Genomic DNA, 16,942 nt, shown 5'->3' on the forward strand with positions numbered 1-16,942 from the left:
GCGTCATCCTGAATCCATGAAAGTCATCCTGAATCCATGAAAGTCATCCTGAATCCATGAAAGTCATCCTAAATCCACTTACGTCATCCTGAATTTATTTCAGGATCTCAACCCGGATACTGAAACGAGTTCAGCATGACGGGGAAAACAACCTTACCTGTCGTCGCCCTCAATCCACGTAAGTCAGCTTGAATCCAAAAACATCAGCCTGAATCCACGAGCGTCATCCTGAATTTATTTCAGGATCTGTATTCCACCGTAATATATCATTTATAAACTTGGATTTATTGGTAAGTCTATTATAAAAACAGTGCCTTTATCTTCAATACTCTCGACTTTAATTATTCCGGCGATACCTTCAACAAATTGCTTGGCTTCAAAGACGCCAATGCCCATACCCGCATTACCTTTAGTGGTATCAAAAGGTTTGAATAGTCGATTATTAATAAAGTCTGCCGACATACCGCAGCCATTATCAGAAATTTTAATGCCTATATGGTTTTCTATCTGAGTAAGTTCTACTTTAACCCAGCCATCTTTGCTTGTCGCTTCCTGTGCATTCTGTATTAAGTGATTGAGCACTGAATGAAATGTTTCATTATCAATAGCCATTTCGCAATGGTTGATTTTATCAAAGGTCACCTTAGGTAACTCAATATTTCTCTGCTCTATTACACTGTTAATGATTGCTGAGATATCAACCAACTCACTTTTAGATTGAGCTGCTTGCTTATTACGTAATTGCGAAAGCACTTTAGATAAGCGTTCTGTCGCCGACTCTACCGTTTCAAAAACATCAGCAATAAACTCTGGGTTATCTCGGTGTTTTTCTGCATTAGAGGTAATAAGTGCTAACTGAGCTTGAACATTTTTCAAATCATGCACTAAAAAAGCGGACATTCGGTTAAAGGCATCAAACTGTTTTGATTCTGCTAATTTATCATTAGCTTCATGTAAAGAAACGAAATTTCCTAACTGTTTTGATATGGCGAAAAGTAAGTCTCTGTCTTCCCAATTTAATTGCTTAACTTGGTTTTTTCCCGCTAAAATAAACATCCCATAGAATGCTTTACCAATAAAAATAGGGACTATAATTCTGATACTTTTGGTATCGAACAATGATAAGTCCAGAGATAAGCCAGGATAAACAGTTGGCGTTTTGCGATATTCATCAACATCAATGATCCAACCTTGGCGCTGACAAAAAAGACTGCACTCGACCAGTTGCTGATTAAAGGTATCATCTAGAAGCAATTTTTCAGAATATTGAACACTGAAACGTTGACCTGTTACTTTTTTCAAAATAGCGCCAGCATAAGCATCTACTTTTGACATCATTATTTGAGTTGCCATTTGATAATAGCTTTCAGCATTGGTGGTTTCTATTTTTCCGATCAGGTTTAACCATTCATCGCGGTATTCGTATTTATTAGCAAAAAAGTTTTTTGCTATAAACACTTTTAATTTCCGGCGCAACGACTCGGTAATAAATAAAGCGACTAATACCAAAGCACTTAACATTAGGAAACCGATACTAACAACGCTGCCCCACTCTCCACCTATGTAGTTAATAACATAGCCAGCAAAGGCCATAACCAATAAATAGATACCGGCAATCATCAACATTGAGCTATAAAAAACAACATGTCGAGAAACAAAAATTCTTACCGCACCATTACGAATCCGTCGAGTACTGATCAGTAATAAAGGCACAACAATAAGAGAGATAAAACCACGACTAAACCAAAAATCAAAATCAATACCGTCAACCATAGTGGCTTGTGCATATAAAACAAAGTCAAAAATCGCAACGCTGGCTAATGCAATAACCATCGGCCAAATAGCCCAGCGCACTTGTGAATCAGCACTTCGGTATAACTGTTCTAGTAGCACTAAACTCCATAAATTAAGCACAATAAAAAGTAGGAATAAATACTCATAAGAATAATTCAATAAGACACTCGCCAACCAGCAAGCAACCATGAGTATGGTCCAAATTTTGATATATTGACGAATATGTGAATTGGCAATAATCGCCCGAAAAGAGCGTTGTTCTGTGTTACAAAGCAAGATTAACAACGACCAGCAAGCTACTTTAAAGCCATCTGCAAGCATTGCCCACTGCAAGCTAAAGCCTAACTTTATTTGTAAGGCCGCAACCCCATTAGCAATAACCGTGACTAATACAGAAACTAATACCCAGCGAGCTAGCGTTGTCTTATTTCGTGCAGCAAAAATCAGTAGCGCAAAAACTAAATATGCAATGCCAGCTAATGAATAACCAAATAGACCTAATGAATCCATAATATAAACTTCTTGTTGAGTTTTTGTTTAGTCATTGTTTTGTTTTTTATCTTCAGTAAATACGTCAGTTAATACCGGTACTAATAAAAAGCTCGCGATAGCCGATACACATAAGCCTGAAATAATAACAGTGCCTAAAGGCTGCCATAACGCACCACCAAAAATAGTTAAGGGCAATAGTCCACCAATAGTTGTTAGTGTTGTTAATAATATTGGGGTAAAACGGCTTGCGCTAGCCGTTATAATGGCTTCTTTTAAGTTAGCTGACTCTGCAAGGTTTCGATTGGTGGTATCAATTAATATAATGGCATTGTTGACCACTATTCCAAACAGACTAATTAAACCAATAAATGCCATCATTGAAAATGATTGTCCGGTTAAATATAAACCTATTACCGAGCCTGCCATAGCAAAGGGAATTGAAGTGAAAATTACGATGGGTTGTAAAAATGACTTAAACTGTAAGACCAGCACCGCGAAAATACCAATAGCAGTAACGAGCATGATTTGAGTGAGCCCAGAGAAATTTTCTTGACGAGATTCTTCTTCTCCTCCCAAATTATAACTAACGCCACTTGGCATTTTATACTCATCTAAGTACGCAATAACGTTAGCCGTAAGTTCACTTACCGTATAATTTTTATCTGCATCTGCAGACACTTTTGCCATACGTAATTTTTGATAATGGTAAAACTCAGTGCGACCTTTTTGCAGTTTAGTACTAATAAATTGATTAAGCGGAATAGCTTCACCTAATCGATTAGTAACATTAATATCAGCTAAACCATCAATATCTGGATTTTTACGACGCACAATAATAGGATAATTTTCACCGTTATCATCATTAAATTGTCCTACGGATGTTCCAGAAAGTATCGTCTGTAAAGTAGTATCAAGGGTATTGATATCTATATTGCTTAAACCTGCTTTTTCATAATTGATATCCAGCAGAAGCTCTGTATTAGCAACACCAATTGGGTTATCAATATTTATGATGCCTTTTGTATTTGCCATCATATTGGCAAGATCATTAGCAACCTGCTCTAAGTCAGACAGTGACTCACCCATCAACCTAACGCTTATGGGTAAGTCAGTAACCGGACCTTGGGTAAACTCACTAACCGTAATTTTAGCTTCCTGCCACTGACCAAACTCTTCACGCAGTTCACTAACAAAATTAGAAACTCTTACCGCGTCATATTCAGCCAATACAACAATAACCTGACCATAAGTTGCCACACCACGTTTAGGAATTTGATTGTAATAAATACGTGGGTTGGCACTACCAACATTTAAAGCAACTTTTTCTACTAAATCATTTTTCTCGATGATTTTAGTCATTTTTTGCATGACTTTATCAGTATAAGCTAACGATGAATTAGGCGGTGTTTCAACATCAAGCATGATCATTGGTTTTTCCGCTTTAGGGAAAAGACTCACGCCCACCTTGCCAAATAATGACAACATGCCCACTAAACATAAAACTGCAATAACAATAACAATCCAGCGTAAATTGATAAACCGACTTAACCATTTTGCATAAGTCTGCTCAGCAAATATATTCACATAATGCTGTAAAGTCTTTACTTTAGAGGTGTTTTTCTGAGTATTGGTTGCAAAAAATCGGCTCGCTAACAGTGGCGTTAACGTTAGTGCAATTAACAAAGAGGCGAGTAACACTAATACCACAGTAACAGGCATTGAGCGAACAAAGTCACCGGTACTGCTCGCTAACATTAGCATAGGTAAAAACGCTAACATCGTGGTAACAGTGCCACTGGTTATTGCCCAGCCAACTTTGCTTGTACCAGATGCTGCCGCGTCACTAAGAGGCGTGACTTTTTTCTTTTCGCGATGAATACTCTCGGTAACAACAATGGCATTATCAACTAGCAAACCTAATGCGATGATCAATCCAACAATCGACATTTGTTGTAAGCCGAAGCCAATAAAGTCTAACCAACCTATTGCCACTAAAAACGACAACGGAATCACCGCAATCACCACTAAAGATTCACGTAACCCTAAGAATATTAGTGACATAATGCCAACTAAGACTAGTCCTTGCCAAAGGTTATCAAAAAAACCATTTACTCTTGATTCAACACTATCCGCTTGTTTAAACAACACATCAACATTCATGTTGTCAGGTAAACTTTCGGTGAAACTTGCTATTTCATTATCGATATTTTCAGTTAGCGCAAAAATATTTGTATCGGGTCGTTGCTCTACGGTTAGAAAAATAACCGGTTTATTGTCATAATATGCTAAATAATTAGGCTCTAATCCAGAAAATTCAATTGTCGCAACATCTTTTAAACGCAGTATAAAACTGTCATCAGAGCGAATAACCGTTTCACCTAACTCGGCCAATTGCACAAAATTCCCACTGGCTTTTACATTAAAGCGCCTTGAACTTGCATCAACATAACCCGGGGTAATATTTACCGCACGGCCTTGCAAAATTGCGTTGATATCGGTAACAGATAAACCGTAATGCTTTAACAAGGCTAAATTAACGTCAATAGCAACAATTTGCTGAGGGTATCCCCAAATATTCGCTTTTCGAACGTCGTTAATCGCTTCTAAACGTTTTTCTAACTGTTTGGCGTAAAACTCCATAACTTTATAATCAATCGGCTCACTCCACAGTGCCAGTTGCATAATAGCGACACCAGAGGGTGTTGCTTTTAAAACAAGTAAGTCATGAACACCTTGAGGTAAACTCGGTTTAACCGATGAAACCGCTTGCTTTACTTTGTTAAAAGCAGCTTCGGAGTCTGTGCCATATAAAAAGGTAATTTCAATACGAGCCCCACCATTTTTGACCTGAGATTCAATTTTTTTGATGTTTTCTATATCAGAAAATTCTTCCTCAAGTGGATTTATCACTAAAGTTTCAATATCTGCGGGTGAGGCACCAGGATAAATCACTTCAATTAAAGTGATGGGCATATCAAATTGCGGGTCTTCTGAACGTGGCATTTGAAAGTATGAAACAATACCAACCAGTACTAATAGCACCACTATCGTTAGGGTAAACTGAGCGTTTTTTATGGCGAGTTTAGGTAGTAGCATAAAATTACTTACCTATTGAAATATGTTGCCAACCACTCGTCACTATTTGTAAGGGTTGGTCATCAACCGAAGCAAACAGATAAACAAACTGATTATCTAAACGGTAAATATCATAAGATTGATACTTAAGGTCTTGCTCATTCCTTACAATAACAACGGCCTGACCATTATTATTAACAGTTACCAATGCCGATATCGGTAAGCGATAAACAAAGTTATCACTGGTAAAGTCGATAGTGATTTCAGCAATTTGCCCAGCAACAATACCATTGTTCAAATTAATGTTTGGCAGTAACACTTCTATAATAAACATATTGCCATCGGTATTAGCAATAGCAGGTATTTTACTTACCTCGCCAATAACACCGCCAAGTGCTTGTATAGAAACATTCACTTTTTGACCTAAACGCACTTGGCTGACTTCGTTACCTGTTAAGGCAACTTTTACCACCCAATTTTGTTCTAAAGCGGCTATTTTTAGTACACTACTGCCTGGTGATTGTAGTTCACCTAGTTCAGTATAACGATTTAATACCACACCTGAAAATGGTGCAAAAATTTCTGCTTTTTCAAAATGATAAAAGGCAACTTGATAGTTAGCTCTGCTTGTTTCAACACGAGTTAAGGCCACATCAAGATCTTGTTCTGAGCTTAATTTATTTTCGAGTAGTTTTTTTTGGCGGTTAACTTCGCGCTTTGCTTGTAATAATTGCGCATAAGTAGCATTTTTATTTTGCAGTAATTCACGAGTGTCTAAAGAAGCAATGAGCTGATCTTTTTCAAAGTACTGCCCTTCATCAACGTCTAACTTAGCTAAATATCCACTACTTTTAAATGACAAATTTAACGTTCTTTTAAAATCAAGTTTCCCTGTCCGTTTTATCGTGTCTGCGTAGGGTTCAACAATGATCTGTTCAAAATCGTAACTCTGTGACAATGTAAAAAATGATACGGAAAGTGTTATCCCAATCATCAAAAACTTAATAAAACTATTCCATGATTTCATATTCAATTCTATAACGCGTTAAATTAACTGATTTTATTATAGCCAATACTTTAGGGTTGTTGCGGAATAAAGTACATCTTTTTCCATTATTTATCCTTAGCTTGACTAAGAACGATAAAATTCCCTGCTGTACAGAAAATAAAGACGACAAAGCTAGACAATTTTCACGATTAATTATAGTATTTGCCGCGCTTAACACAGCAAACCACCCGTAGCTCAGCTGGATAGAGTTCACGCCTCCGAAGCGTGAGGTCACAGGTTCAAGTCCTGTCGGGTGGACCACTTTTTTCCTAAAAAAAATTCACGTTAAATAAACAGTTTCATTTTTACAATGACCGCTTATCTATTTTACCTCGTCACTCATTCGCTATAGTAAGCTGCTACTGCGGCTAAAAACGCTTCAATTTTATCTTTAGGAAGCGCATTGATACCAGCGGCAGCCGCACGTCCTCCACCTGTAGCAAACTGACTACAAATATCACCAGCACCTTGTTTATTCGCTAATGGCGCTCTTAAAGAAACCGTATAGGTGTTATCAGTATTTATTGTAAAAATAGCGTGTGCTTTCTTTGGGTTTATATTGGCTAATTCATTGCCAAAAACACCACTTATTCTTCTGGCCCATGTTTCATCAGGTAATTCAAATGCTGTTAATAACGCTGTGTCATAAAATGCTTTGGTGTTAACGGCTTTTAAATGGTCTTGGTTATATAGTTTTTGCAAAATATAATAAGGAGAGTCTAGATCTTTAATCGCATCAAAAGGGCTTGAGTAAGCTAACAGTAATTCATATAACCTTGCCGGATGAAAATGCAAATCGTCAATATGTGAACCATAACCATTGTAGTTAATTAAGGTACCTAACGTTTCTAACTGCTCGCATTCGTTATCGTTTAAACCCGCTAATTTGGCTAACTTAGTCGCTTTAGCAATAAGATTATCCCCAAAAGCGGCACAAATTGCCCAATGATGAAACTTTCCAGCTAAAATCTTATCAACGATTAAAGCCGTACAAGTATTTGCATCTAAATCAATATGCGTTTGTAAATTTACATGTTCCGGAATGTCACCCGCACGGTGATGATCGATATAAGTTACGTTGCCGCCTTCAGCTAATAAGGTATTCAATGCCTCTTTATTTTTTTCCATTGAAATGTCTAAAACACGAATAACACTATCGTCTCTACTATTGCCTTGAGCATTTGTTATTTCAACGACCTGTCGCAGTAAAGCAATATCACGTTTAACGCCGGTAATTTTGACACTTACTGTCGGATTGGCTAATTGCAATTGCAGCAAGGCGATAATACCGTCGGCATCACCATTAAATACGTCATAATTCACAGATAAATCCTTTATTTTTAGTCTTTACAATTATTTTTTTTCGATAAAGCCATTGGTAAAGACTATGATTTTATAATTTGTTTTTTTATTAAAGCGTCTATCACTAAATCTGCACATTGCTCAATAGACAAATGCGCTGTTTCGATATGTATTTCAGCAGTTTCAGGGGCTTCATAAGCCGAACTTATACCAGTAAAATTAGCGATTTCACCCGCTCTGGCTTTTTTATATAAACCTTTAGGATCACGGCTTTCACAAACATCTAAAGGCGTATCAATAAATACCTCTAAAAATAACGCGTCTTTAAGTAAGGCTCTGGCTTGGTCTCTGTCTTTTTGAAAAGGAGAAATAAAGGCCGTTGAAACAAGCAAACCTGCGTCTACAAATAACTTAGCCACTTCACCTATCCTGCGTATATTTTCAATACGGTCTTCGTCAGTGAACCCTAAATCGTTATTTAAGCCGTGGCGAACATTGTCACCATCAAGTAAATAACTGTGGCAGCCACGTTCCAGTAATTTTTGTTCAACTGCGTTGGCAACGGTAGATTTACCCGAACCACTTAAGCCGGTATACCATAGCAACACCGCTTTATGGCCTTTTAATTGAGACTTTTGTTCAGCAGTGACACTCTGTTGATGCCAAACCACATCTGACGATTTTTCTGTGTTATTTTTTTCTATATAAGGGCTTGCTGGGTTACTTTTTTTCATAATTCACATTTATCATTGGACGCTATTAATAGCTAAAAAGGGAAGAAATATAAAATACTACAAATCGCAGTAGTGCAATATATAACGCTAATGGGCACACCTATTTTTATAAAATCTATCAACTGGTATTGCCCGGCACTAAAGACCATTAAATTGGTTTGATACCCGTATGGGCTAATAAAACTAGCACTGGCACCAAAGGCTACTGCCATAATAAAGGGAGTAATATTTACACCATAGCTCAACGCTATACTATAAGCTATTGGGAATATTAGCGCGGCTGCGGCATTATTAGTGACCAACTCGGTTAATAATACCGTTAATAAAAATATAATAATTAAGGCGACGGTCGGCGTTATACTGCCCGACAAAGAAGTAATCGTTTCAAGAGACGTTAGTAATCCACTATTTATTAACGCACTGGCAAGCATTAGCGCCGTAGAAATAATCAGCCAAATTTGTATTGGAAAACGTCTAATCACTTCATCTTTAGACAAGCAATTCGACAATAAGAAAAAAGAAAATAGCACTAACATTCCTTTGAATAAAGAAATAATCCCTAGTGCACTTAATGCTACGGTTAAGAAAAAACTTATAATAACAAAAGGTTCTTTTTTACCGGTAAGTTTTGATTCTGGCTCAACGCCATTGACAACAATAAAGTTTTTATCAACATTATTTCTGGCTTTAAAATCTTGGCCAGTTGCTAACACTAAGTAATCACCCGGACGAATGCTAACATCGCCAAGCTTACCTGTAACAGCTTGCCCGTCTCTTTTCATTGCTACCACAGCAGCATCAAACTTAGCTCTAAAGCCAACGCCTTTTAATGTTTTATTAATGAGTACACTTTCAGAACGAACAAAGACTTCCGTTAAGTTGTCATCAGACAAGCCTTGTTTGTGTGCAAAAACAGTTAAACCATCAAACTGCTTAAGTTGGTTTACTTTAGTAACGTCACCATTAAAAATAAGCTTATCGTTGGCACTAATAACTTGGTCGGGAGAAACAGGCGTAATCGTTTGCCCAGCGCGAATTATTTCAATTAAAAATAAAGAGTCTAAATGCCTTAAAGCGTTTTCTTCTACGGTTTTGCCAATCAATGCCGAGTTAAGTTCTACTTTAGCATCTAATAAATATGAACTTTCTAGCGTTGAATTAATATCTGTTTCGGGGAGATATTTAGATAAAAACCACAGCGCACAGCCACAAGTAATGACGATAAAAACACCTACTGGGAAAAAATCAAAAAATCCTAAGGCAGGTAGATCAGCATTTAAGACTAAACTGTTAACAATTAAGTTAGTAGACGTGCCAATTAAGGTTAGCGTACCGCCAAAAATAGCCGCATAAGACAAGGGTAATAATAATCGACTGGCAGAATGATAAGGGTTATTGCGAATCGGCGCCAGCATGGTAGAGACAACGGCGGTATTATTTAACAAGGCTGAAGAAACAACCGTTAAACTAAAAAGCCTGATCCAGGTTTTGCCATAACTTGAGAATAAAACTTTGCTGGCGAGTATACGCAGTAAGCGGGTTTTTTCTAACGCTAAAGAACACAGTATCAACAAAATAAGCGTTATTAAGCCTTTATTAGACATACTGGCTAACACAGCTTCATTTGAAACTTGTCCGCTAATAATAAGGGCAATAAAAGTAAAGCCAAAAACCTTTCCAGGTTGCTTTTGAAACTTTAATAAACCTATAATTGTACTAATAAAAATTAATAGTACGAACGCTGCATCTATATTCAAATATATAAACCCTGTTAACTTTTAACAGCTAATCTTAAGAAAAATTAGAGACAAATAATAACTAAGAGCAAAGCGGCTGAGTAAAAAACTGAGATATTGCTAGCTGTTTTTTACACGACCTCATTGCCCTTAGTTTACATCTTTTAGTCTCGTTACTTTTTAGCTAAGTTTTTAGCTCCCCAATGAGGAAAGTGCTTACAAACAAACGCATTAAGCTCAAGTTCGTAATCACTGTACTTTTTAGGCTGTCCTTTTTCCAATTGCGTCAGTTGTGAAGCTATCATGCCCGCGCCAACTGTTGCATTGGTCAAACGGTCAATAATAATAAAAGCACCTGTTTGACGGTTCTCTTGATAAGCATCAAACTGCACAGGTTCGTTTAACGTAAAGTTACAACGCCCTATTTCATTCAACGCTAAATGCTGTACGTCTTGCTTTTCCATGGTATTAACATTAACGCTATACTCTATTTTATCAACAGAGCCAAACGTAGCATGAGTGCCTACTTTAATAATGTATTCACGGTCTATTTGTAGTGCCGCTTCATCCATCCACACTACATCTGCACTAAACGTATTAGAAGAAGCGGGTTGCTCATGCGGTCGCACGATCATATCACCACGACTAACATCTATCTCATCTTCAAGCGTCAGCGTTACAGCCATATCGGCATAAGCCGTTTCAAGTTCACCATCAAAAGTTACTATCGACTTAATTTTACTTTGCTTACCTGAAGGTAGTGCAACAATAGTATCACCAACACGAATTTCACCTGAAGCGATCGTACCGGCAAATCCTCTAAAGTCTAAATTAGGACGATTAACGTATTGAACAGGAAAACGAAAAGCACTATTTTTTTCACCGCTAATTTGAACGGTATTCAATAACTTAAGCAAAGGTGAACCCGGGTACCAAGGCATATGCTCACTTTCGTTGACTACGTTATCGCCGCGTAAAGCTGAAATAGGCACAAAGCGAACATCTTCAATGTTTAATGATTTAGCAAATTCACGGTAATCACTTTTAATTTTTTGGTATGTCTTTTGATCATAATCTACTGCATCCATTTTATTAATAGCAATAACCACATGCTTAATACCTAATAATGAACAGATATATGAATGACGTCTTGTTTGTACTTGCACACCGTGACGCGCATCAATTAATATAATGGCTAAGTCACATGTAGAAGCACCCGTTGCCATGTTACGTGTGTACTGCTCATGGCCTGGAGTATCGGCAATAATAAATTTACGTTGCTCGGTAGCAAAGTAACGATACGCAACATCTATCGTAATACCCTGTTCGCGTTCAGACTGTAAACCGTCAACGAGTAACGCTAAATCAAAATCACCATCTGTGGTATTAAACTTTTTAGAATCTTTTTCAATAGCAGCCATCTGATCTTCAAAAATCATTTTGCTATCAAAAAGTAAGCGGCCTATTAATGTCGACTTTCCGTCATCTACACTGCCACAGGTGATGAAACGCAGCATATCTTTGTTTTCATGCTGCTTTAAGTAACCTTCAATATCTGTTGCCAATAATGTTTGTTCAGTGTTCATTAAAAGTACCCTTCCATTTTTTTCTTTTCCATTGAACCGGCTGAATCATTATCAATGACTCGACCTTGTCGCTCAGAAGTGGTTGTTAAAAGCATTTCTTGAATAATTTCAGGCAATGTTGTTGCAGTCGATTCAATAGCGCCGGTAAGTGGGTAACAACCTAGCGTTCTAAAACGTACTGATTTCATTTCAGGCACTTCGCCCTCATTTAGAGGCATGCGTTCATCATCTACCATGATTAACGAGCCATCACGCTTAACAACAGGTCTTTTGGCTGCAAAATAAAGTGGAACCATTTCAATATCTTCTTGATAAATATACTGCCAAATATCAAGCTCGGTCCAATTAGACAATGGGAACACACGAATACTTTCGCCTTGATCAACTTTAGAGTTATAAATATTCCAAAGCTCTGGACGTTGGTTTTTAGGATCCCAACGATGATTTTTATCACGAAATGAATAAACACGTTCTTTAGCACGAGACTTTTCTTCATCACGACGAGCACCACCAAAAGCGGCGTCAAAACCATGCATGTCTAATGCTTGCTTCAAACCTTGTGTTTTCATGATGTCGGTATGTTTTGCACTACCGTGAGTAAACGGACCTACACCCATAGCAAGCCCTTCTGGGTTTTTATGGACGATTAAATCGAAGTCATACTTTTCTGCTAGATTATTACGAAATTCAATCATTTCTTTGAATTTCCAATCCGTATCAACGTGCATTAATGGGAAGGGAATTTTACCCGGATAAAAAGCTTTACGCGCTAAATGCAAAAGAACAGAAGAATCTTTCCCTATTGAATACAACATAACAGGATTATCAAATTCAGCAGCAACTTCACGCATTATTTGAATTGATTCAGCTTCCAGTGCTTTTAAATGTGTTAATTTATTCTTATTCATATATGCCCTATTTTACATTTTTGATGTCAAAATCTTACAAAAAATTATATCAAACCAAAATGAAATAGCGAAATAACTAAATAACTTAGGTTATAACTAGCTTGCAATAAACTAACTATAGATAAACTAAAGCTAACTTAGACAATTAAATTAAAACGACTAAACAAGAGTGAAAGCACGACTATTACAAACGCTATGCTGGTATTATTAAATATGGCTATCTTGCAATGATTATGGCGGTGACGGGGTTATTCGGCAATTAAATATTTAGCTGATTATTCTGATCTATTTCTCTATATTTAGCATTATTATTGAGCATTTCTGGCAAAAAAAAACCGATAGATAAGTCTATCGGTTTTTATTCAGATAATAGTTACTGGGATTAGTTACCGCCAGTACCACCTGTACCGCCAGTACCACCTGTACCGCCAGTAATGTCGTCATCTAGATCAACAGAAGCTGCGATATCATCAGGATTGATTACGTCAGGAATATTTACAATACCGACAGTATTACCTGTATCGCCTGAAATAACTGATGCTAAACCTATAATTGCTTGTGAAATTTTAGCTTGAACAGCATTAATTCTTGCCATTGCCGCTACTGAGTCAGCATCTAATGCTGCACCAGGGTTATTAATAATCGCTTTAGTAACTAGTTTAACAGCAGCGATATAAGTTTTAATTGCATCAGCAAGAGTTTCATCAGTGCCTGGCTCTAAACCTGAAAGCGAACCGTTAATAAGCGTTAACGTTGCTGCTATCATATCATCTGTTGATACATTTGCAGATACAGAAGCATCAACAATTACAACATCAAAAATGTTAGTTTCAGATAAATCTAAACCTAAAGTAGCACCAATCACTCGAGAAGCATCTACTTGAAACGCTTCAAAAACTTCTGGGTCAGAAAGGTCAATATCTGCATCGTCTTCAATTACAGCTAAAATAGTTTCAGTTGCAAGTGTTGTTAATGCATTAACTTCAGCAGAGATTGTACCGCTACCGTCAGAATTGCTCATTGTTGAAAGTTCTAAGCCCACTAATTGTGATGCTGGAACAACTCCACCTCTAACTACGTCACCACAAGCTTCAGCATCACAAATCATTGTAGTATCTTCGTCAGCACTTACGCGTACGAAAAAAGTACCTGTGATTGCTTCACCAGAAGCATCAGTTAATGAAAGTGTGTAATCACCATTTTCATCTGTTTGAGTGTTAGCTAGAGCAGTTTCTACATCTGAGCTATCAAAAACTTCAACTAAAGCGTTAGCTAATACACCTTTGATACCAGAACCTGATACATCTAATGTAGAAGGTGTTGGTGGAACCGGTGGCGCTTGGTTTGGCGCAAGAACAGTACCATCATCTTGGTAACATGCCGATAAAGTCAAAGAAATTGCCGCAGCAACTGTTGTAAGCATAATTTTATTCATTGTTAATCCCTGATTTGAAAGTAAAAAACCTAACATTCCTTGTTATATAGATAAACAACAGAATGATCTTTGTAGTAAATATTAGCATCGACATCACGCCTGATCAACAAAAAGAATAACAATAAAATAAATATTTAACGGCTGATTTGCATTATTAAAATCTTAAGCCTTTATTGCATTTTTATTACGCTGCCAGATGTTCAATAACTTAAATAAATCACCGTGATACAAAAGTAACGTCGCGATATAAGTTGATATAAACTACTAAATAGCCAGTAACTAAATTCAATAGAGCTACTTTATAAATAGTAGCTATTACTGAGTAAATTACTGAGGATAATAAAGATAGTACAGATTAAAATAATAATGTTATTTTTTCTGTTAACAAGCCTAATTGATCAAAAAGTACAAACTGCTGGTGTGCCTTAGCCATTAATTTTTGCGCTTGCTTGTGTTGATAGCCGGCCTCGAAGTACCACAAGCCATTAATGAGATAACAACAAGCGAAATATGCACACACTTTTTCTTTATCAATCGTGGCATTAGTAAATTGCTGATAGTCTTGTATTAGAGCATCTATATCGTTAACACTGAATTCGTTAATCGCAATAAACATGGCGAGATCATATTCGGCTTCAGCTAAACAGCTGCATTCGAAATCGACTAACCAAGTATGCTTTTGCGGATTTTCATTAGTAAACAAAGCGCTTACACGAATGTTTTCATAATTAACATCACCATGACAAAGTACTAAGTGATTATGCTTGGCTTGCGGAGGTGTTATTTCGCTGATTATTTTCTTTAGCGCGACATGCTGAGACTGCGAGAGTTTACTATTGGAAGCTTGGTGGTAAAGCAGTTCTTCAATAGCTAACACCGGATGATTTTCTGGCGGTGTTAACTGATGGGTTTTTACCATTAAGTACATCGCCACCGTAACTTTGTTATTAGCTACACTAACAGTTTGTTGCTTATAAAAACCGCTTAATGAATCACCGGTAATAAACTCGGTAACAAGCCATGCTGCTGAATGATAAATGATAGCCGGTGCTACACCCATGTTTGCTGCTAATAAGTGACTGGCAATCTCGGCTTGTGCTGTTTGTTGATGGCCCGCGAAAGACTTTACAAAAAAATTTTGCTCAATAGTATTTTTGTTAACCGTCACTTTAAAACATTGATGACTTTCACCCCCTGTTAATCGCTCAATTTTACAATCGCGATGAATAAAACAAGGTAAGGCTTTAATCTCTTCAGAGCTGCTGTTACTTTTTTGATTGATTAAAGCCGCCACTCAACTACTCAGTAGCCGAGGCTATATTGCCTGCTGCTTGTTGATGACTCTTTTGATATTTACTATACCAAATTGCATAACCGACCATAGCCATTACTACATATAAGCCAAATAACACAGCGGTAGGTTGTAAGCCTTTTTCTAAATAGAGATAAATGGAAACAAAATCGATGACTATCCAGTACAACCAATTCTCTAAAACCTTTTTAGTGACTAAATAGGTCGCAAACACCGCAAATACCGTAGTTGCAGAATCTAAATAAGGGAAGTGTGTTGGCGTGTAATTGTCCATTAGCCAGCCAACAGCCAAAGAGCAAGCAGTTAGTAAGACCACTACTTTGGTATGAAAGAGTAGCGACCAGCTTTGAATAGCCAATGCTGTGCCTGTATGACTATTATTTGTTGCGTTATTTTGCGACGAAGAAACATGACGCCAGCAATACCAGCCAAAGATGGCCATCGCTAAATAATAAACCTGCAGTAAGGCGTCCATCCATAAATAAACATCATAAAAAATAACGCTATAAATAATGGTACTCACGAGCGCTGCTGGCCAACACCAAATATTTTCTTTTGCCGCTAACACCACATAAAATAATGCTGAAATTACCGCTAATAATTCCCAGAGAGGCAAATGCGCAAAATAATTGACTGTTGCTGATAAAGATTCAACCATTAGCTTTCAGCTTCGACTTCTGAGCGATCACCACCAATAAACTTACACACAAAAACAGCAGCATTTAAGGTTTGATGGACATGTTTTATTTCTGCCATGACATGACGGGTAGCTAAGTCGTAATCACCAAATACTTGTGTACTCATGCCATTAGTCACTACATTTAAGCCCGCTACATTTCGAAGGCGCTTAATGAATGCCCAAATTTCAGTTTTAAACTTTTCTTCAGCTAGAGGATACAAACTAATTTCTATAGATATTTTCATATTATTTCCTAATGGTATGCCACTTTTTCCAGTGAACAAAAAAAACCGTAATCCTGAACACCCCCCGTCATCCTGAACTTGTTTCAGGATCTCATTACTTGAAGCCACGAATACAGATACTGAAATAAATTCAGCATGACGACGTGTTAGTTCAACATGACGGCAAGGCGGCTTTTAACAACGGCTCTGCCAAGCTAAAAAACCCGTAATCCTGAACACCCTCCGTCATCCTGAACTTGTTTCAGGATCTCATTACTTTAAGTCACGAATACAGATACTGAAATAAATTCAGCATGACGACGTGTTAGTTCATCATAACGACATGTTACTTCAACATAACGGCATGGCGGTTTTTAACAACTGCTCTGCCAAGCTAAAAAAACCGTCATCCTGAACTTGTTTCAGGACCTCATTACTTTAAGCCACGAATACAGATACTGAAATAAATTCAGCATGACGACGTGTTAGTTCAGCATAACGGCAAGGCGGCTTTTAACAACGGCTCTGCCAAGCTAAAAAACGTCATCCTGAACTTGTTTCAGGATCTCATTACTTTTAGCAACGAATACAGATACTGAAATAAATTCAGCATGACG

12 protein-coding genes and 1 tRNA gene are annotated in these 16,942 nt (G+C 37.3%); 1 reads left to right on the forward strand and 12 read right to left on the reverse strand.

Features of this window, described 5'->3' with window-relative positions:
• Nucleotides 1-270 precede the first annotated feature (270 nt).
• Genes prsK through H4J76_RS10720 form a run of 3 tightly spaced genes read right to left on the reverse strand, consistent with a single transcriptional unit; the run spans nt 271 to nt 6,388 of the window.
• Entirely contained in the window at nt 271-2,304 is a 2,034-nt protein-coding gene (prsK, locus tag H4J76_RS10710; RefSeq protein WP_182230569.1) for an XrtA/PEP-CTERM system histidine kinase PrsK, read from the reverse strand.
• A 27-nt stretch (nt 2,305-2,331) separates the two neighbouring features.
• Nucleotides 2,332-5,382 (reverse strand): efflux RND transporter permease subunit, encoded by a 3,051-nt coding sequence (locus tag H4J76_RS10715; protein ID WP_182230570.1) that lies wholly within the window; start codon nt 5,380-5,382, stop codon nt 2,332-2,334.
• A 4-nt stretch (nt 5,383-5,386) separates the two neighbouring features.
• Nucleotides 5,387-6,388, reverse strand: coding sequence for an efflux RND transporter periplasmic adaptor subunit (locus H4J76_RS10720; RefSeq protein ID WP_182230571.1), 1,002 nt, complete (start codon nt 6,386-6,388; stop codon nt 5,387-5,389).
• 205 nt (nt 6,389-6,593) lie between these two features.
• Between H4J76_RS10720 and H4J76_RS10725 the strand changes: the two genes are divergently transcribed.
• Nucleotides 6,594-6,670 (forward strand) — tRNA-Arg (locus H4J76_RS10725).
• A 78-nt stretch (nt 6,671-6,748) separates the two neighbouring features.
• On the opposite strand, the gene H4J76_RS10730 is transcribed toward H4J76_RS10725, so the two are convergent.
• From H4J76_RS10730 to H4J76_RS10770, 9 genes are all read right to left on the reverse strand, one after another.
• Complete coding sequence (locus H4J76_RS10730) at nt 6,749-7,732, reverse strand: DHHA1 domain-containing protein (protein ID WP_182230572.1); 984 nt, start codon at nt 7,730-7,732, stop codon at nt 6,749-6,751.
• A gap of 62 nt (nt 7,733-7,794) precedes the next feature.
• Nucleotides 7,795-8,445: an adenylyl-sulfate kinase gene (cysC, locus tag H4J76_RS10735; RefSeq protein ID WP_182217917.1), complete on the reverse strand. Its 651-nt coding sequence runs from the start codon at nt 8,443-8,445 to the stop codon at nt 7,795-7,797.
• Nucleotides 8,446-8,477: 32 nt separating this feature from the next.
• Complete coding sequence (locus H4J76_RS10740) at nt 8,478-10,202, reverse strand: SLC13 family permease (protein ID WP_182230573.1); 1,725 nt, start codon at nt 10,200-10,202, stop codon at nt 8,478-8,480.
• A gap of 152 nt (nt 10,203-10,354) precedes the next feature.
• Nucleotides 10,355-11,767, reverse strand: a complete 1,413-nt coding sequence (cysN, locus tag H4J76_RS10745; protein ID WP_182221469.1) for a sulfate adenylyltransferase subunit CysN — start codon at nt 11,765-11,767, stop codon at nt 10,355-10,357.
• Entirely contained in the window at nt 11,767-12,675 is a 909-nt protein-coding gene (gene cysD / locus H4J76_RS10750) for a sulfate adenylyltransferase subunit CysD (RefSeq protein WP_070375155.1), read from the reverse strand. The genes cysN and cysD overlap by 1 nt, the downstream gene beginning before the upstream one ends.
• A gap of 382 nt (nt 12,676-13,057) precedes the next feature.
• Nucleotides 13,058-14,110 carry a hypothetical protein gene (locus H4J76_RS10755; RefSeq protein ID WP_182230574.1) on the reverse strand — a complete coding sequence of 351 codons (1,053 nt, stop codon included), beginning with the start codon at nt 14,108-14,110 and terminating at the stop codon, nt 13,058-13,060.
• Between the two features lie 355 nt (nt 14,111-14,465).
• On the reverse strand, nt 14,466-15,404 hold the full coding sequence (locus H4J76_RS10760; RefSeq protein WP_182230575.1) for a phosphotransferase: 939 nt from the start codon (nt 15,402-15,404) through the stop codon (nt 14,466-14,468).
• 4 nt (nt 15,405-15,408) lie between these two features.
• Nucleotides 15,409-16,080, reverse strand: a complete 672-nt coding sequence (gene pnuC / locus H4J76_RS10765) for a nicotinamide riboside transporter PnuC (protein WP_182230576.1) — start codon at nt 16,078-16,080, stop codon at nt 15,409-15,411.
• A complete protein-coding gene (locus tag H4J76_RS10770) occupies nt 16,080-16,346 on the reverse strand; it encodes a hypothetical protein (protein WP_182221465.1) in 267 nt (88 codons plus the stop codon). Before H4J76_RS10770 ends, pnuC begins: the two co-directional genes overlap by 1 nt.
• Nucleotides 16,347-16,942 lie beyond the last annotated feature (596 nt).

Origin of the sequence: Colwellia sp. BRX9-1 (assembly GCF_014077195.1) — a bacterium.
Lineage (GTDB): Bacteria > Pseudomonadota > Gammaproteobacteria > Enterobacterales > Alteromonadaceae > Colwellia_A.